The organism is Amycolatopsis sp. NPDC004747, assembly GCF_053601335.1.
The window spans coordinates 23,621-41,702 of record NZ_JBSGBQ010000036.1 but is presented as its reverse complement, the minus strand read 5'-3'; the positions used below and the strand labels follow the sequence as shown (position 1 = coordinate 41,702).

The following is an 18,082-nucleotide window of genomic DNA, read 5'->3' as shown; positions in this document are numbered from 1 at the left end:
CGCGCCGGGCTCACGCCGTCTCGGCGGCGACCTTGACCCCGAGGGTGACGAGCACGGTGCCCAGGACGGCGTCGAGCACCCGGCGGACGCGGCCGGCGCTGAAGAACCGCTTCAGCGCCCCGACCACGACGGCGAGGGTGACGAACCACAGGACGGTGCCGGCGGTGGCGATCGCCGCCAGCTCCAGCGTTTGCAGGGTGGAGCCGTCGGCGGGCAGGAACTGGGGGAGCAGGGCCAGGAAGTACACGGCCACCTTGGGGTTGAGCAGGTTCGTCACCAGGCCCTGGCGGAACGCGGCCCCGGCCTTGAGCTGCCGGGTCTCGGCGGCCGGGGCGAGATCGCGGTACCCGCCGCGGCGCACGGCCAGCCACGCCTTGACACCGAGGAACACCAGGTAGGCCGCGCCGGCCAGCTTGACGACGGTGAACGCGACCGCCGACGCGGTCAGCACGGCGGCGACGCCCAGCGCGATCGCGACCACCCAGGCGAAGACGCCGAGCGCGATCCCGGTGCCCGCGGCGATCCCGGCCCGCCGTCCGCCGGCGAGCGCCGACCGCGTCACGACGACGAAGTCGGGCCCGGGCGACATCGCCCCGAGCACGACGACCAGCAGGAACGAGGCAGCGGTGGCACCGGGGACCATGGCCCGAGAATACGATCCGGCCGCCACCCCTTTTCCCGGCCGGTTCCCGCCCCGGAACGGTCGATCACGCCGCGGCGGGGTGGGGTGTTCGAATTTGAACTTCGTGTAGGGTCGATCTTGTGGGTGACTCCAGGGGCGAGGGCGTGACGGCCGAGGTGCGGACGCGGGTGCGGATCCCGCTGAGGCTCGACGGTGGTGTCGCGGTCGACGCCGAAGCCGTCACCTTCCGCGGCCTGGCCGACGGCGGCGAGCACCTGGCGTTCGTGCTGGGCACGCCCGGCGAGGTGCCGCTGGTGCGGCCGCATTCGGAATGCCTCACCGGTGACGTCTTCGGCTCGGCGCGCTGCGACTGCGGCCCGCAGCTGGCCGAGGCCGTCGCGCGGATCTCCGAGACCGGCGGGTACCTGCTGTACCTGCGCCAGGAGGGCCGGGGGATCGGGCTGTACAACAAGCTCGACGCGTACGCCCTGCAGGACGGCGGCCTCGACACCTACGCCGCGAACACCGCGCTCGGCCTGCCCGAAGACGCCCGCGACTACACGGTCGCCGCCCAGATGCTGGGTGCGCTCGGGGTGCACCGCGTGGACCTGCTGTCGAACAACCCGGACAAGGCGGCCCAGCTGCGCGCGGCGGGGATCGGGGTGCGCGACCGGGTGCCGACGGGGGTGTTCGCGACGGAGAGCAATGTGCGGTACCTGCGGGCGAAGGCCGAGCAGACCGGACACACGCTGAGGCTGCCGGGCCTGGCCAGCTGACCCGCGCGGGCACGTACCCGGGCGGACGACTCGCGTACCTGGGCGGACGACTCGCGTACCTGGGCGGACGACTCGCGTACCTGGGCGGACGACTCGCGTACCTGGAGGGTCGGGTCAGGTGAGGCGCTGGGCCGCCGCGGCGGCCGGGCTCGTGGTGAGTTTCTCCAGCAGGCCGATCAGGGTGGCCTGTTCCGCGGGGGTCAGGGACGCCACCCAGGCCTGCTCGCGCTTGTTGTGCTCCTGGTAGGCGTCGGACACCGCGGTGTGGCCCGCTTCGGTGAGGGCCAGGCGCACCGCGCGGCGGTCCTGGGGGACCGGGGTGCGGGTCACCAGATCGTCGCGCTCCAGGGTTTTGACCAGTGCCGACACCGCCGCGCGGCTCATCCCGGCGAGCCGGGCCACGTGGCGGGACTCCAGCGGGCCGGCCAGCCACAGCACGAACAGCACCCGGAAGCCGCCCCAGCTCCAGCCGCGGGGGCGGTGGACCGTCGACTCCCAGTCGTAGACCAGTGCACCGGCCAGCCGGTGCAGCGTCAGGCCGAGGCGCATCGCCACCGGGTCGGTCTCGGGCAGCTCGGCGCGGGTCTTCCCGATCGCGTAGTCGACGAACGAGAGGTAGTCGAGGTCGGCCGGTCGGTCGGTCATGCGGCCCAGGTTAGGGGACGGAGGGTTCCGCGCGGCGGCTCGGCGGGCTAGCCTGGCCCCGGGTAGTCAAACCTTTGACGATCAAGGAGCGCTCGCCGTGACGAAGAAAGCCTTCGCCTCTTCGGCCGACCTGGCGGAGAAAGCGCAGACCCTGGAGATCCTCGCGGACGGCGTCTACGCGCTGACCGCCGAGGGCGACCCGAACATCGGCGCGATCGAGGGCGAGGACTTCCTCGTCTGCTTCGAAGCGCTGGCCACGCCCGTCGCGGCCGCCGAGTGGCTCGCGAAACTGCGCGAGCACACCGACAAGCCGGTGCGGTACCTGGTGCTGAGCCACTACCACGCCGTGCGCGTGCTCGGCGCGTCCGCGTTCGACGCCGAGGTGATCGTCGCGCACGAGAACACCCGGGCCCTGGTCGCCGAGCGCGGCAAGGAGGACTGGGAAAGCGAGTTCGGCCGGATGCCGCGGCTGGCGAAGGGTGCGGACTCGGTGCCCGGGCTCACCTGGCCGACGCTGACCTTCTCCGACCGGCTCACGATCGACCTCGGCGGCGACCGCGGCGACCTCGTCCTGCAGTACTGCGGCCGCGGCCACACCGAAGGCGACCTCGTCGCCTGGCTGCCCCGTCACAAGATCCTCTACGCCGGCGACCTCGTCGAAGCCGAAGCCGCGCTGTACACCGGGGACGCGTTCCACCGCGACTGGGCGTCGTCCACGTTGGACCGGGTGGCCGCCTTCGGGGCCGAGACCCTGATCGGCGGCCGGGGCGGGGTCAGCCGCGGCCGGAACGAGGTCGACGCCGCCGTCGCGCAGACCCGGCACTTCCTCACCACGATGCTCCGCGAAGTCGGGGCGGTCCAGGCCGCGGGCGGCACGCTCAAGGAGGCGTTCGAACGCACGCACGCGGCGTTGACCGACCGGTACGGGCACTGGCCGATCTTCGAGCACTGCCTGCCCTTCGACGTTTCGCGCCTGTGGGACGAGCTGTCCGGGATCGAGCGGCCGGTGGTGTGGACGGCCGAGCGTGACCGCGAGGTCTGGGACCAGCTGCAGGGATGACGGTCGCCGTCCTCGGCAGCGGCCCGGTCGGCCAGACGGCCGCGCTGCTGCTCGCGCGCCGGGGCGTGCCGGTCGTGCTCGTCGACGAGCACGAGGTGCGCGACCCCGTGGGGTCCAAGGCCATCTGCCAGCAACGGGACACGTTGGACGTCTGGGCCTGGCTCGGCGCCGGGTGCCTCGCCGAGGAAGGGCTCACCTGGACGACCGCGCGGACGTTCCACCGGGACCGGGAGCTGTTCTCGCTGACGCTGCCGGACGCGGGCTCCGCGCTCCCGCCCTTCGTCAACCTGTCGCAGGCCCGTGTCGAAGAGGTGCTGGACGAGCTGATCGCGCGGCAGCCGCTGATCGACGTCCGCCGCGGGCACCGGGTCACCGGCCTGGCCCAGCCGGGCTGCGTCGAAATCCACTGCGCGACGAAGGACGGCCCGCGCCGGATCGAGGCCGACTACGCGATCGCCTGTGCCGGTGCGCGCGGCGACGCCGTGCGGAAGGCGCTCGGGCAGCACCTCGGCGGCATTTCCTTCCGGGACCTGTTCCTGATCTGCGACATCCACGCCGACCTGCCGGGCTGGGCGGCGGAACGGCGCTTCTACTTCGACCCGCCGTGGAACCCCGGCCGCCAGGTGCTGATCCACCCGTGCCCCGGCTCGCGGTTCCGGATCGACTGGCAGGTCCCCGACGGCTACGACCTCACGGCCGAAGAGACGGGCGGGGCGCTGGGCAGGCGGATCCGGGCGATCATCGGCGACCGGCCGTACGAGGTGGCCTGGCGGTCGGTGTACCGCTTCCACACGCGGCTCGTGGACCGGATGCGCGTCGGCCGGGTGCTGCTCGCCGGGGACTGCGCGCACCTCGTCGCGCCGTTCGGGGCGCGCGGGCTCAACTCCGGCGTCGCCGACGCGGAGAACGCCGCCTGGAAGCTGGCGGCCGTCCTGCGCGGCGACGCGGGGGAGGAGCTCCTGGAGAGCTACCACGCCGAGCGGCACGCGGCGGCGCTGGAGAACGCGGCCGTCACCACCGCGACGATGGACTTCCTGGTGCCCCAGGACGACGAGCGGCGTGCTCACCGGCTCGACGTCCTCACCCGCGCGGCGCACGACCCGGCCGCCTGCGCGCAGGTCGACTCGGGCCGGCTGGCGGAACCGTTCTGGTACGCGGATTCGCCGTTGACCACGCCCGATCCGGACCGGCCGTTCGCCGGGCGGCCGCCGCGGGGCGCGCTGCCGCCGCCGGGCCCGGGCGTGCTGCTGCCCGACGTCACCGTCGCAAGTGGACGGCTGCGGGATCTGGCCCGCCAGGGGTTCCTCGCGCTGACGACCCCGGGCGTTCGGGCCGAGGGGGTGCGGTCGGCGGAGATCCCGGTGGGCGGGGCGCTGGGTGCGCGTCCGGGCGAAGCCTGGCTGGTCCGCCCGGACGCGTACGTCGCCGCCGTGCTACGGGTAGGAGACGAGCGGGCTCACCTGGTGCCCGGTGTTCGCGGCGTCACCCGAGTCGTTGACGACGTGGGCGATCGTGCCCACGCCGCCGAGTGACACCGAGACGAGGTTGTGGAACCGCACCCCGCTGTTGTTCGGCACCTCGAACGAATGACTGGCCACAATGGCCGGATTCGTGTTGAAGAAGCAGTAGCTGCCAAGGCCCCACCCTTCGTGGCTGGTCACCGAGTCGGCCACCTTGTACGCCGCCCAGCCCTGCCGTCCGCCGCCGCTGGACCAGGACGCCTGGTCCGGCGGGTCGTAGGGCATCTCGTTCTGGAAGAAGTACGTCCGCCCGCCGTTGCCGTTCCAGAGCACTTCGTACTGCTGGTAGTGCTCGACGAACAGGCCGTACATGGTCACGTTGGCGCCGTTGACCACCAGGCCGTTGGCCGCGGTGTTGACGTTCCAGCCGACACCGTAGGAGTGGTCGCCGCGCCACAGCCACATGTGGTCGCCGATGACGTTGTTCGAGTTGACCACCAGCGTCTGCGTGGCCTTCCCGACGGCCGCGCCGCCGATCCGGAAGAACACGTCGTGCAGCGACGTCGGGTTCGCCGCGTGGTTCGCGGTCGAGCCCGGCTGGCCGACCTGCACGAGCACCGGCGAGTTCACCGCGCCCGCGTCGACCAGCAGTCCGGCGATCTTCACCCCGTCCACATCGGACGTCGTGATGGCCGCGTTGCCGTTGGTGGGCATCAGGGTCGCCAGGCCGAGGCCGAGCACCACGGTGTCCGGACGGGTGACGTTCAGCGCCTGGTCGAGGTGGTACACGCCCGGCGTCACCAGCAGGTTCTTACCCGCGGCCAGCGCGGCGTTGAGCGTCGCCGCCGAGTCGGACGGGTGGGCGACGTAGAACTCGCTGAGCGAGATCGATGTCCCGGCCGGGGTGCCGTGGCCCCAGCTCGTGCCCTGCGAGTTCTGCCGCAGGGCCGGGACGAACACGTTGTAGCTGCCGGAGCCGTCGACGTAGAGGAACGGCTTCTCGCGGATCACCGGCGTCTGGCCGACGACCGTCTCCGGCGGGTTCGGGAAGGACGCCGGCGGGGTGCCGGTCGAGCCGACGAACACCATGTTCCAGACGCCGCCCTGCCAGCCGCCCAGCTCGCTGTTGCGGGTGAGGAACTGCTGCTGGGAGCCGGAAACGGCGACGCCGTCGATCTTGCTGTCGGCGATCAGGCCGCCGCTGGCCCAGCCGTCGCCGCCGTTCCACAGCTGGATCTGGCTGCCCCGCAGGTGCATCCGCCGGTAGGGCGCGGCCTGCGCGACGGCCCAGCGTTCGACCTGGCCGGCCGGCAGCGTCACCGACAGGTTTTCCGCGGACCGCCAGAAGTTCTGCGTCGCGTTGCCCTTGTTGTTCGGGTTGTCGCCCTGCTGCAGCCAGTCCGCTTCGACGCGGACGTGGCCGTTGAGGTTGACGTCGTCCGGCGACAGGCCCAGGCCCGCGACCTGCTCGTAGAAGCCGAGGTTGACGTCGGCGCTGTAGGTGCCCGGCTTGAACAGCACGGCGTAGCGCTCGTTGCCGAACTGGTTGGTGTGCTGCTGGTCGGCGATCTGCGTCAGCCGGTTCTGGATCGTCGCGGCCGGGGTCGAGGGGTCGAACACCGACACGTTGGGCCCGAAGTCCGGGTTGCGCGGGTCGGTCGGCGGGACCGTGCTGCCGCCGGTGCCGTGCACGGCCACTTCCCACAGCGAATAGCCGTAGCCGGTCGCCCGCTGGGTGCCGTGGACGCGCAGGTAGCGCGCGGTGCCGGACAGCGGCACGGTCTGCGTGCCGCCGGTCCCGGTGGTGGTCGAGTACGCGCTGGTCCAGGTGTTCGCGTCCGAAGACAGCTGGACGCTGAACGCCTTCGCGTACGCGGCTTCCCAGGTCAGCACGACGTCGCAGAGCTGCTGGGCCGAGCCGAGGTCGACCTGTAGCCACTGCGGGTCGCTGAACGCGCTCGACCAGCGCGTGCCGGTGTTGCCGTCGACCGCGGCGGACGCGGGTGTCCCGCCGTTCTCGGTCGAGGACGCGGTCGCGGGGTGACCCTGCGCGAGGTTGGTGGTGCCGCACGCGGCGGCCTGGGCCGGCGCGGAGCCGACCACGGCCGCGGTGGTGACCGCGGTGACGAAGGTGGTGGCGATGACGAGGAGACGGTGGACGGGGGAGAGCGTCGTCGATCTCATGAGCCTGCCTGTGATCGGGGGGAGGACGTGCGAAAGCGGACCGGTGGAGCCCCACAGCTCGCGCCGGCGTCGGGTGGTGCGGCGGGTTCGCGCCCGGGTCCCCGCCCGGTGCCGTGAGCCGGAGGAGCGGTGCCGGAGCAGGGGTGAGCGCGGACCGGCCAGCCCGGACAGGTGCTGGTCGCGGCGGAGCCGTCCCGGTTGGCGGTCACGGAACCGGTTCCGTCGGTGAGCTCGCAGTTAACAGCGCGGAGTTCGCCCGCGTCAAGGGATCCGGCGCGGATTCGTTGCCGCGGCCCCCGTCCGGCGCAGCGGCGTTGACATTTTACAGCTCTTTATTTATATCTTGAACTAAGAGCGTGCCGCCGGCCGGGACCCACACCCGCGCCGGCGGCCACGTGGGCCGGACAGCACCGGGGCAAGGCCGCCCCGGCGCCGGTTCGCCGTGGAGGTGCCCCATGCAACGCCACATGCCGAGGACCCGGGTGCTCGCCGTCCTCGCCCTGACCCTGGCCGCCCTGCTCACCGCCCCGGTGGCCAGGGCCGCTCCCGTCCTGCTCTCCCGAGGCCGCCCGGTGACGGCGTCCTCGGCCGAGTCCGCCGCCTTCCCCGCCTCGGCCGCCGTCGACGGCGACCCCGGCACGCGCTGGTCCAGCGCGTTCGGCGACCCGCAGACCCTGCAGGTCGACCTCGGCTCGGCCCAGCAGCTCTCCCAGGTCGTGCTGAGCTGGGAAGCCGCCTACGCCAAGGCGTTCACGATCCAGGCGTCCGCCGACGGCGCCACCTGGACCACCCTCTACTCGACCACGACCGGGACCGGCGGGACGCAGACGCTGACCGTCGCCGGCAGCGGCCGGTACGTCCGGCTCACCGGAACGCAGCGGGCCACCCAGTACGGCTATTCGCTGTGGGAGTTCGAGGTCTACGGCGGCGGCGGGACGACCCAGCCCGGTGACGTCCTGCTGTCCTACGGCAAGCCCGGCACGGCGTCCTCGTACCAGGACGACGGGGCGTGCCCCGGCTGCCTCCCGGCGAAGGCGTTCGACCACGACCCGGCCACGCGCTGGGCGACCAGTGCGACCACCGGCTGGGTCGACCCGGGCTGGCTCACCGTCGACCTCGGCGCGCCCGCGGTCATCCACCAGGTCGTCCTGCAGTGGGACCCGGCCTACGCCGTCGCCTATCAGCTCCAGGTGTCGAACGACAACGCGAACTGGACCACCGTCTACTCGACCACGACCGGCAAGGGCTTCAAGGAAACGCTGACCGTGACCGGTTCCGGCCGGTACGTCCGGATGTACGGCACCGCCCGCTCCAACGGCTACGGCTACTCGCTGTGGGGCTTCGACGTCTACGGCACCGGCGGCAACCCGACGCCGCCGCCGGCCGCCCCGCCCGCCCCGCACTTCCCGGGCACGCTGGTCTGGAGCGACGAGTTCAACGGCCCCTCGGGCGCGGCTCCCGACGCGAGCAAGTGGACGGCCGAGACCGGGCCGGGCGTCAACAACGAACTCGAGTACTACACGAACAACAACAACGCCAAGCAGGACGGCCGCGGCAACCTCGTCATCCAGGTCCGCCGCGAAGCCACCCCGGGCAGCGCGTGCCCGGTCGACCCGGTCAGCGGCAGCGGCACCTGCCAGTACACCTCCGGCCGGATCAACACCGCGGGGAAGTTCAGCTTCACCTACGGGCACGTCGAGGCCAACATCAAGGTGTCCGGCACGCAGGGGCTGTGGCCGGCGTTCTGGCTGCTGGGCGCCAACTTCTTCAGCGGCACCCCGTGGCCGAACTGCGGCGAGATCGACATCATGGAACACGTCGGCAAGTCGCCGAACCTCGCCTACTCGACGATCCACGCCCCCGCGTACAACGGCGCCGGCGGCATCGGCGCGCCCCTCGACCTCGGTCAGGACGTCGCGGCGGGCTTCCACAAGTTCGGCCTCGACTGGGACGCGAACCACATGACCTTCTCCGTCGACGGCAACGCCTTCGAGACGATCAACCGGGACACCGTGGAGAGCACGCGCGGGCCGTGGGTGTACGACCACCCGTTCTTCCTGATCCTCAACAACGCCATCGGCGGCGACTTCCCCGGCCCGCCGGGAGCGGGGACCGTGCTGCCGCAGGACATGGTGATCGACTACGTGCGGGTGTACCAGTGAGGCGGCTCGCCCTCGGCGCGGTGGTGGCGGTGGGCTTGCTCACCGCCCCGCTGTTCACCGCCCAGGCCGCTCCGGCGCTGCTTTCGCAGGGGCGTGCGGTGACGGCGTCGTCCACCGAGAACGCCGCCTTCCCGGCGTCGGCGGCGGTCGACGGCGACCCCGGCACCCGGTGGTCCAGCCTGGCGGCCGACCCGCAGACGCTGCAGGTCGACCTCGGCGGGTCGCACCCGCTCGGCCAGGTCGTGCTGCAGTGGGAAGCGGCCTACGCCAAGGCGTTCACGATCCAGGCCTCGGCCGACGGCAGCCAGTGGTCCACTGTGTACTCGACGACGACGGGCACCGGCGGCACGCAGACGCTGCCGGTGTCCGGGAGCGGCCGGTACGTCCGCCTGACCACGACCCAGCGCGCGACCCAGTGGGGCGTGTCGCTGTGGGAGTTCCAGGTCTACGGCGACGGGTCGGCCCAGGCGTGCGGCAGCGCGAACGCGGCGCTGCGGCAACCGGCGACCGCCTCCAGCGTCCAGTCCGACGCCTTCCCGGCGTCCGCGGCCTTCGACGGCGACGGCGGCACACGGTGGTCGAGCCTGGCCGCGGACCCGCAGTGGATCCAGGTCGACCTGGGCAGCTCACGTCCGGTGTGCGGCGTCGACCTGACCTGGGAAGCGGCGTACGCGAGCGCGTACACGATCCAGCTGTCCACCAACGGCTCGTCGTGGACGACGGCGGCGACCGTGGCCGGCGCGGGCGGGACCGAACACCCGGCCGTGTCCGGGACCGCGCGGTACGTCCGGCTGAACGCCACGGCCAGGGCGACGCAGTGGGGTGTCTCGCTGTGGGAGTTCGCGGTGCACACCAGCGACAGCGCACCGCCGACGACCACGCCCACCAATCCGGGTGGCTGCCCGTGGGTGGGGTCCACCGCACCCGTCGCCGACCGCGTCAACCAGCTCATGGCCGTCATGACACCCCAGCAGAAGGTGAAGGTGCTGCACGGCAACGGCGCGACCGGGCCGTACATCGGCAACACCGACGCCGTGCCGGAGCTGTGCATCCCGGCGCTCGGGCTGCAGGACGGCCCGGCCGGGGTCGGCGACGGCCTCGACGGTGTCACCCAGTTCCCGGCGCCGGTGTCGGCCGCCGCGACCTGGGACACGGCGCTGCTGAACCGGTACGGCAGCGCGATGGGCGCCGAGTTCGCGGGCAAGGGCGTCGACATCGCCCTCGGCCCGACGATCAACCTGGTCCGCGACCCCCGGTGGGGCCGCAACTTCGAGACCTACGCCGAAGACCCCTACCTCGCCGGCGCGGCCGGGACCGCCACGATCCAGGGCATCCAGAGCCAGGGGGTGATGGCCCAGGCCAAGCACGCGGCCGCCTACAACGTCGAGGCCGGGGCGTCCCGCGGGACGCCGTCGGACAACGTCATCATCGACGACCGGACCCTGCACGAGCTGTACCTGCCGGCGTTCCAGCAGGTGGCGAGCCAGGGGCAGGTCGCCTCGATGATGTGCGCCTACAACCAGATCAACGGCGTCCCGGCGTGCCAGAACAGCGGCGTGCTCACCACGGCGATCAAGCAGGACGCGAACTGGGGCGGGTTCGTCGGCTCCGACTGGGGTTCGGCGACCGGCGGCCCGCGGCAGCTGGCCGACGGCGGGCTCGACATGGAGATGCCCGGCGGCGCGTTCTTCGGCCAGGGCCTGCTCGACGCCGTCTCCCGCGGCGAAGTCACGCAGGCGCGCGTCGACGACATGGTCCGGCGGGTGCTCACCCAGATGTTCCGGTTCGGCGTCTTCGACCGGGCCCGGCGGGGTTCGCCGGCTTCGGTGGTGACCAACGCGGCCAACGTGGCGACCGCGCGGGACGTCGCCGCGGCCGGGTCGGTGCTGCTCAAGAACACCGGGGTGCTGCCGTTGACGGCGGCGACGAAGTCGATCGCGCTGTCCGGCGGCGACGGCATCGACCCGCAGAACATCGGCGGCGGCAGCGCCAAGGTCAACCCGTCGCCGGCGTCGGTGAACCCGATCAACGGCATCAAGGCCAGAGCGGGCTCCGGCGTCACCGTGTCCTATGTGGACGGGGCAGGGGAGCACGTGCAGACGCCGGACATCCCGGGTGCGGTGGCGGCCGCGCGCACTGCGGAGGTCGCGATCGTGTTCGCCAGCTACGGCGAATCCGAAACCCAGGACCTCGACACGATCGACCTGCAGAACCAGCAGAACGACCTGATCGACGCGGTCGCGTCGGCCAACCCGCGCACGGTGGTCGTGCTCAACACGGGCTCGGCGGTGACCATGCCGTGGCTGGGCAAGGTCGCCGCGGTGATCGAGGGCTGGTACCCGGGCCAGGAGAACGGCAACGCGCTCGCGTCGCTGCTCTACGGCGACGTCAACCCGTCGGGCAAGCTGCCGATCAGCTTCCCGAAGCAGATCGCCGACCTGCCCACGGCGAACGTCCAGCAGTTCCCGGGCGCCAACGACCGGATCGAGTACTCCGAAGGGCTCAACGTCGGCTACCGCTGGTACGACAGCCGCAACATCGAGCCGCTGTTCCCGTTCGGCTTCGGGCTGTCGTACACGACGTTCGGGTTCTCGAACCTGGTCGTGACGCCGCAGGGAACGAACGGCACGGCGACCGTGACGGCCACGGTGACCAACACCGGCAGCCGCGCGGGCGCGGACGTCGTCCAGCTGTACGTCGGCCAGCCGGCCGACAACGGTGAGCCGCCGAAGCAGCTGAAGGGGTTCAAGAAGGTGCAGCTGAATCCCGGGCAGAGCACCCAGGTGTCGTTCCCGCTCACCCCGCGGGACCTGGCGCACTGGACCGGCTCGTGGACGGCGAACGCGGGCCAGTACCGCGTCTACGTCGGTGATTCCTCGCGCAACGTGCCGCTGTCGGGGACGCTGACCGTCTCCTGAGTCGACTCCCGGACGACCAGCTCGGTCGGGACGATCAGCGGGGCGTCCGGGGCCGGCGCGCCGGCCAGGCGGTCCAGCAGCAGCCCGGCCGCCGTCTCGCCCATCTGCCGCAGCGGCTGGCGGATCGTGGTGAGCGGCGGCTGGGTGTGCGCGGCCAGGGGGATGTCGTCGAAGCCGACCACGGCGACGTCCCCCGGCACCGCGCGGCCCGCCTTGCGGAGGCCGGCCAGCACGCCCGCCGCCGTCAGGTCGTTGTGCGCGAAGACCGCGTCGAACTCCGGGCCCGTTCCGAGGAGCTGGAGGATCGCCGCCTCGCCGCTCTCGCTCGTGAAGTCGCCTTCGATGATCAGTCGCGGATCGAGGGTGAGGCCCGCGTCGAGGACGGCCTCGTTGAAGCCGTTGAGGCGGTCGGTGGTGCAGCCGAAGTCGCGGGGCCCGGTCACGGTGGCCAGCCGGGTCCGGCCGGTTTCGAGGAGGTGGCGGGCCGCGGCCGCACCACCTTGCCGGTTGTCCGTGCCCACCGACGGGAACGCCGGGCGGCGGCCGCGGTCGTCGATCACCACCACCGGCAGCCCCGAGTCGTACAGCACGCGCAGGTGCCGCACCGCGTCGGGCGGTTCCACCAGCAGGAGGCCGTCGAACGCCTTCGCCGACACCTGCCGCGAGAACTCGCCGAGGGAGTCGGCGCCCCGGTTGGCGGTGGACAGCAGCAGGCCGTAGCCCTTCGACTCCACGACGTCGGCGACGCCCTGCAGCACCTCGCCCATCCACGGCCAGGTCAGCCCCGGTACCAGCATCCCGACCGTGCGGGTCACCCCGCGCGCCAGCCCGACCGCGCCGGCGCTGGGGATGTACCCGGTCGCGGCGATCACCTCGCGCACCCGGATCGCCGTCGCCGCGTCCACGTCGGCCTTGTTGTTGAGCACCCGCGACACGGTCGTCTTGCTCACCCGGGCGCGGCGGGCGACTTCGGCGATCGTGACGCGCATGCGTCCTCCCGATCGGGCGGTGGAAAGCTCCGGGTGCCAAGGTACTCGCCCCGCGGCCCGTCGCGCGGTCTCCGAGATCGATCAAGTGCGGACGACAACCGCGCCGCCGGGCCGCCGGTCCGCCCTCCGGTCCTATGTGGACACTGCGGACAGGGTGGGCACGGTTGGTGTATAACGCCCTATACCTGCCGCTCGTAGTGCGCGATCAGCACGCCCTTGGTGGTCGGGACGCAGCCGGTGAGCTCGAACCCGGTGAGCGGGCCGTCGCCGAAGAGCCAGGCTCCGGTGCCCAGCGTCAGCGGGTGGATCAGCAGGGTGTACCGGTCGACCAGGCCGGCGGCGTGCAGGTCCCGGACCAGCGACGCGCTGCCGACGACCGACAGGTCCCGGCCGGGCCGGGCCTTCAGTTCGGCCACCGTCGTCACGGCGTCGCCCCGCAGCAGGACCGAGTTCTCCCAGGCACCGGCGTCGCCGAGGGTGGTCGAGGCGACGTACTTGGTGGCGGCGTTCAGGTGCGTGGTGAACGGGTTCCCGTCGGTGCGCCGGCTCCAGGCGGTGGTGAAGTCCTGCCAGGTGCGGCGGCCGAACAGCATGTCGCCGGGCTTGCTCATGCCCCGGCCCATCTCCCGGGCCATGACGTCGTCCTGGTAGCGCGTGCCCCAGCCGCCGTGGGGGAAGCCGCCGCGCGTGTCCTCGTCGGGACGGCCGAGACCCTGCACGACGCCGTCGAGGGTGACGCTCATGGTGACGCTGATCGAACGCATGGGGATCCTTCCGCTGTGGTGGGCGTGTCGTGCCCCATACGAACGGCGGTGGCCCGGATCGACAGCGCGGGGCGGCGTGATGGGATGACAACGTGATCATCGACCCGTGGGTGCTGCTCCTGCTCGTGCTGGCCGGCGTCGGGGCCGGCCTGACCGGGGCGATCGCCGGGCTCGCGTCGCTGGTGTCCTACCCCGCGCTGCTCGCCGCCGGGCTGCCGCCGGTGACCGCCAACGTCACCAACACCGTCGCCATGCTGGGCACCACCGCGGGCGCCGCGGCCGGGGCCCGCCCCGAACTGGCCGGCCAGCGACGCCGTCTCCTCCCGCTCTGCGCCCTCACCACCGTCGGCGGCGCGTGCGGCGGCCTGATCCTGCTGCTGACGCCGTCCGACGCGTTCACCGTCATCGTGCCGTGGCTGATCGGCGGGGCGTCGCTGGTGCTGATGGCGGGTCCGCGGCTGCGGCGGCTGGCCGAAGGCGCCGAGCACCACGGCCTCAGCCCGGCGACCGGCGTGGTCGCCTTCCTCATCGGCGTCTACGGCGGCTACTTCGGCGCCGCGGCGGGCGTGCTCATGCTCGCGCTGCTGGTCACCGTCTGGAGCCAGCCGCTGGCCCGCACCAACGCGGCGAAGAACCTGGTCACCGGCTCGGCGAACCTGCTCGCCGCGATCGTCTTCGCGGTCACCGGCAAGGTCGTCTGGCCGGCCGCGCTCGCCGTCTGCCTCGGCTCCCTCGGCGGCTCTTGGCTGGGGTCCACGCTCGTGCGCCGGCTGCCGGCCACACCGCTGCGGATCGCCATCGGAATCGGCGGACTGGGCCTGGCGATCGTCCTCGGCATGCGGGCATGATCGGCGGATATCGGCGAGCAGGAGACCAGATGAGCATTGTCGGGACCAGGGTGGTCCGCCGGGAAGACCGGAGTCTGATCACCGCGGGCGGCACGTACGTGGACGATCTGCGGACGGAAGCGCTTTCCGGCGCCGCGCACGCGGTTTTCGTCCGAAGTCCGATCGCGCACGCGCGGATCGGCGGCATCGACGTGAGCGCGGCGAAGGAGGCGCCGGGCGTGCTCGGCGTGTTCACCGCCGCGGACCTCGGCCTCGCCCCGCACCCCGCGGGCCCGGTGCCGGAACCGTGGCTGGCCGGCGAGGTGGTGCGGTACGTCGGCGAACCGGTGGCGCTCGTCGTCACCGAAGAGCGCTACCAGCTGGCCGACGCGGCCGAGCTGGTCGACGTCGACTACGAGCCACTGGAGGCCGTCGCGACGATCGACGCGGCCCTGGCGGGCGAAACACTGCTGTTCCCCGACCGCGACAGCAACATCGTGCAGGTCAAGGGCGCGGCCGAGTTCGACGACGCGATCTTCGAGGACTGCGAAGTCGTCGTTACCGAGACCATCCTGAACCAGCGGGTCGCGCCCGCCCCGCTCGAAGTGCGCGGCGCGTCCTGCGTGTGGGGCGAGGACGGCAGGCTGACCGCCTGGCTGTCCACGCAGAACGCCCAGATGGCCCGCAGCCAGCTGGCCGGAAGCCTCGGCGTCGGCGAAGAGTCGGTGCGGGTGATCGCGCCGGACGTCGGCGGCGGGTTCGGCGCGAAGATCGGCGCGGACCCCGAGGCGACCGTGCTCGGCTGGGCCGCCAAGCAGCTCGGGCGCGGCGTGCGCTGGGTCGAGTCGCGCAGCGAGAACCTCACGGCCATGACGCACGGCCGCGCGCAGCGCAACACCGTGACCATCGGCGGGAAGCGCGACGGCACGGTGCTGGCCTACCGGCTCGACGTCGTCCAGGACGCCGGCGCGTACCCCCGGATGCTGCTGCTGCCGACGCTGACCGAGCTGATGGCCATCGGCGTGTACCGGTTCCCGCGGGTCGAAACCCGCAGCCGCGCGGTCGTCACCACCACGACGCCGATCGGGGCCTACCGCGGCGCCGGCCGCCCGGAGGCGACGGCCGCCGTCGAACGGGCGATGGACCGCTTCGCCACCGAGATCGGGCTGGACCCCGCCGAGGTCCGCCGGGTCAACTTCATCCGGCCGGAGGAGTTCCCGTACCAGTCGCCGACCGGGGCGTCCTACGACACGGGCGAGTACGCCGCGGCGCTGGACAAGGCCCTCGAAGCCGCCGGGTACGCGGAACTGCGGGCCGAGCAGCAGCGGCGGCGGGCCGCGGGCGACCCGGTTGAACTGGGCCTGGGCATCGCGGCCTACGTCGAGATCACCGGCGGCGACGGCGGCGGCGAGAGCGGCCGCGTCGACGTCCACCCGGACGGCTCGGTCGTCGCGTGGACCGGCAGCTCGCCGCACGGGCAGGGGCTCGGCACGTCGCTGGCGATGCTGCTGTCCGACCAGCTCGGCGTCCCGCTGGACAAGATCACCGTCCGGCACGGCGACACCGACGAGGTGCCCAAGGCGGTCGGCACGTTCGGCTCCCGGTCGCTGCAGCTGGGTGGCTCGGCGATCCGGCAGGCGGCCGAAGAGGTGATCGCGCAGGCCCGCGAGCTCGCGGCCGACCTGCTGGAGGCGGCTCCGGAAGACCTCGAACTGGACGCCGGGCGCGGCGTCTGGCAGGTCCGCGGCGCGCCGTCGAGCACGGTGCTCAGCTGGGCGCAGGTCGCCGAGACGGCCGGCGAGGGCAAGCTCTCGGCCGACGTCTGGTTCGGCGGCGGCGCGCCGACGTTCCCGTTCGGCGCGCACCTGGCGGTGGTTGAGGTCGACACCGAGACGGGCAAGGTCCGGCTGCGCCGGATCGTCGCCGTCGACGACGCCGGCCCGATCGTCAACCCGCTCACCTTCCGCGGCCAGCGCCACGGCGGCCTCGGCCAAGGCGCGGCGCAGGCGCTCATGGAGGTCGTCACCTACGACGACGACGGCAACCCGACGACCGCGAGCCTGGCGGACTACTCGTTCGTCACCGCGGCCGAGCTGCCGGACTTCGAGCTGGTGGACATGGCCACCCCGACCGACCGGAACCTGCTCGGCGTCAAGGGGATCGGCGAAGCCGCGACGATCGGTTCCACGCCGGCCGTGCACAACGCCGTGGTGGACGCCCTGTCGGCTCGCGGTGTCAAGCACCTGGACATGCCCACGACCCCGATCCGGGTCTGGGCCGCTCTCGAAGAAGCTGCGAAGGGAAGCGCGGAGTGAAGGTCTCGATCGAGGTCAACGGGCGGTCGCTGACCGAGGAGGTGCCGGACCGGACGCTGCTGGTGCACTTCCTGCGCGACACGGCCGGGCTCACCGGCACGAACGTCGGCTGCGACACGACGTCGTGCGGCGCCTGCACGGTGCTGCTCGACGGCGAGTCGGTCAAGTCGTGCACGGTGCTGGCGGCGCAGGCCGACGGCCACGCCGTCACCACCGTCGAGGGGCTGGCGGCCGAGGACGGTGCGCTGCACCCGGTGCAGCGGGCGTTCCAGGAGCAGCACGGCCTGCAGTGCGGGTTCTGCACGCCGGGGATGATCATGGCGTCGGTGTCGCTGCTGGCCGACAACCCGAAGCCGACGCGCGACGAGGTCCGTGCCGGGCTCGAGGGCAACCTGTGCCGCTGCACGGGCTACCACAACATCGTCAGCGCCGTGATCGACGCGTCGGGGCAGGAGGTGGACCGGTGATCCCCGCTTCGTTCCAGTACCTGCGGGCGTCCACAGTGGACGAGGCGCTGGCGCTGCTGTCCTCGCACGGCGACGACGCGAAGGTGCTGGCGGGCGGGCATTCCCTGCTGCCGCTGATGAAGCTGCGCCTGGCCGCGCCGGAGTACCTGGTGGACATCGCCCCGCTCGACGAGCTGCGGTTCGTGCGCCTGGAGAACGGCGAGGTCGTCATCGGGGCGTTGTCGCGCTACAGCTCGCTGGCGCAGGATCCGGTGCTGCTGGAGCACGCGCCGCTGCTGGCGCACGTGGCCGGCGAGGTCGGCGACCGCCAGGTCCGCCACCGCGGCACGATCGGCGGGTCGCTGGTGCACGCGGACGCGGCGGCGGACCTGCCGGCGGCGGTGCTGGCCTCGGACGCGGTCCTGGTGGCCCGCGGGCCGTCGGGGGAGCGCCGCATCCCGGCCGCGGAGTTCTTCCTCGGCCCGTTCACCACGCCGCTGGACCCGGCGGAACTGCTGACCGAGATCCGCCTCCCGGCCCAGACCGGGAAGGGCTGGGGCTTCGAGAAGTTCACCCGCCGCGCGATCGACTGGGCGATGGTCGGGGTGACGGTCGTCGACGGCCGCGTCGGCCTGGTGAACATGGGCGGGGTCCCGCTGCGGGCCACGGCCACGGAAGAGGCGCTGGCCGGGGGAGCCTCGATCGAGGAGGCGGCGGCGCTGGCGGCGTCGGGCACGAACCCGCCGGACGAGCCCCACGCGACGGCCGAGTACCGCCGTCACCTGGCCCGGGTGCTGACCCGGCGGGCGTTGGCGCAGGCCGCGCGGTGATTCCCCGGGGGCGGCACGGTCCACCGGTGCCGCCCCTCGGTGATCGCGACGGCCGATTCCCGCCAGCCCGGCGTCCCGTGTGGA

The 18,082-nt window shown here is 72.7% G+C and carries 14 protein-coding genes; 9 read left to right on the top strand and 5 right to left on the bottom strand.

Going from position 1 to position 18,082, the window contains the following annotated elements; all coding sequences use genetic code 11:
• Positions 1 to 10 precede the first annotated feature (10 nt).
• On the bottom strand, positions 11 to 643 hold the full coding sequence (locus tag ACWEGE_RS38925; protein WP_449665491.1) for a LysE family translocator: 633 nt from the start codon (positions 641 to 643) through the stop codon (positions 11 to 13).
• Between the two features lie 143 nt (positions 644 to 786).
• Between ACWEGE_RS38925 and ACWEGE_RS38920 the strand changes: the two genes are divergently transcribed.
• Positions 787 to 1,398 (top strand): GTP cyclohydrolase II, encoded by a 612-nt coding sequence (locus tag ACWEGE_RS38920; protein ID WP_449665544.1) that lies wholly within the window; start codon positions 787 to 789, stop codon positions 1,396 to 1,398.
• Between the two features lie 114 nt (positions 1,399 to 1,512).
• On the opposite strand, the gene ACWEGE_RS38915 is transcribed toward ACWEGE_RS38920, so the two are convergent.
• Positions 1,513 to 2,043 carry a MarR family winged helix-turn-helix transcriptional regulator gene (locus ACWEGE_RS38915; protein WP_449665490.1) on the bottom strand — a complete coding sequence of 177 codons (531 nt, stop codon included), beginning with the start codon at positions 2,041 to 2,043 and terminating at the stop codon, positions 1,513 to 1,515.
• A 97-nt stretch (positions 2,044 to 2,140) separates the two neighbouring features.
• Here ACWEGE_RS38915 and ACWEGE_RS38910 point away from each other — a divergent pair, with 97 nt between their 5' ends.
• The gene (locus ACWEGE_RS38910) at positions 2,141 to 3,103 is read left to right on the top strand and encodes an MBL fold metallo-hydrolase (RefSeq protein WP_449665489.1); all 963 of its coding nucleotides are present in this window, start codon (positions 2,141 to 2,143) and stop codon (positions 3,101 to 3,103) included.
• Complete coding sequence (locus ACWEGE_RS38905; protein WP_449665488.1) at positions 3,100 to 4,635, top strand: FAD-dependent monooxygenase; 1,536 nt, start codon at positions 3,100 to 3,102, stop codon at positions 4,633 to 4,635. Before ACWEGE_RS38910 ends, ACWEGE_RS38905 begins: the two co-directional genes overlap by 4 nt.
• Here ACWEGE_RS38905 and ACWEGE_RS38900 read toward each other — a convergent pair.
• Positions 4,537 to 6,747: a discoidin domain-containing protein gene (locus ACWEGE_RS38900; RefSeq protein ID WP_449665487.1), complete on the bottom strand. Its 2,211-nt coding sequence runs from the start codon at positions 6,745 to 6,747 to the stop codon at positions 4,537 to 4,539. The two genes, ACWEGE_RS38905 and ACWEGE_RS38900, sit on opposite strands and share 99 nt — an antisense overlap.
• Before the next feature lie 467 nt (positions 6,748 to 7,214).
• On the opposite strand from ACWEGE_RS38900, the gene ACWEGE_RS38895 reads away from it, so the two are divergent.
• Complete coding sequence (locus tag ACWEGE_RS38895; protein WP_449665486.1) at positions 7,215 to 8,909, top strand: discoidin domain-containing protein; 1,695 nt, start codon at positions 7,215 to 7,217, stop codon at positions 8,907 to 8,909.
• The gene (locus ACWEGE_RS38890) at positions 8,906 to 11,827 is read left to right on the top strand and encodes a glycoside hydrolase family 3 C-terminal domain-containing protein (RefSeq protein WP_449665485.1); all 2,922 of its coding nucleotides are present in this window, start codon (positions 8,906 to 8,908) and stop codon (positions 11,825 to 11,827) included. Before ACWEGE_RS38895 ends, ACWEGE_RS38890 begins: the two co-directional genes overlap by 4 nt.
• Here the strand turns inward: ACWEGE_RS38890 and ACWEGE_RS38885 are convergent.
• Both ACWEGE_RS38885 and ACWEGE_RS38880 read right to left on the bottom strand, forming a co-directional pair.
• Complete coding sequence (locus ACWEGE_RS38885) at positions 11,770 to 12,816, bottom strand: LacI family DNA-binding transcriptional regulator (protein WP_449665484.1); 1,047 nt, start codon at positions 12,814 to 12,816, stop codon at positions 11,770 to 11,772. The genes ACWEGE_RS38890 and ACWEGE_RS38885 overlap by 58 nt on opposite strands.
• A 179-nt stretch (positions 12,817 to 12,995) precedes the next feature.
• A complete protein-coding gene (locus ACWEGE_RS38880; protein ID WP_449665483.1) occupies positions 12,996 to 13,580 on the bottom strand; it encodes a dihydrofolate reductase family protein in 585 nt (194 codons plus the stop codon).
• Between the two features lie 92 nt (positions 13,581 to 13,672).
• Between ACWEGE_RS38880 and ACWEGE_RS38875 the strand changes: the two genes are divergently transcribed.
• Genes ACWEGE_RS38875 through ACWEGE_RS38860 form a run of 4 tightly spaced genes read left to right on the top strand, consistent with a single transcriptional unit; the run spans position 13,673 to position 17,998 of the window.
• Complete coding sequence (locus ACWEGE_RS38875) at positions 13,673 to 14,428, top strand: sulfite exporter TauE/SafE family protein (RefSeq protein ID WP_449665482.1); 756 nt, start codon at positions 13,673 to 13,675, stop codon at positions 14,426 to 14,428.
• Between the two features lie 29 nt (positions 14,429 to 14,457).
• Positions 14,458 to 16,722: a xanthine dehydrogenase family protein molybdopterin-binding subunit gene (locus ACWEGE_RS38870; RefSeq protein WP_449665481.1), complete on the top strand. Its 2,265-nt coding sequence runs from the start codon at positions 14,458 to 14,460 to the stop codon at positions 16,720 to 16,722.
• Positions 16,719 to 17,189, top strand: a complete 471-nt coding sequence (locus tag ACWEGE_RS38865) for a (2Fe-2S)-binding protein (RefSeq protein ID WP_449665480.1) — start codon at positions 16,719 to 16,721, stop codon at positions 17,187 to 17,189. The genes ACWEGE_RS38870 and ACWEGE_RS38865 overlap by 4 nt, the downstream gene beginning before the upstream one ends.
• On the top strand, positions 17,186 to 17,998 hold the full coding sequence (locus ACWEGE_RS38860) for an FAD binding domain-containing protein (RefSeq protein WP_449665479.1): 813 nt from the start codon (positions 17,186 to 17,188) through the stop codon (positions 17,996 to 17,998). Before ACWEGE_RS38865 ends, ACWEGE_RS38860 begins: the two co-directional genes overlap by 4 nt.
• Positions 17,999 to 18,082: the final 84 nt, after the last annotated feature.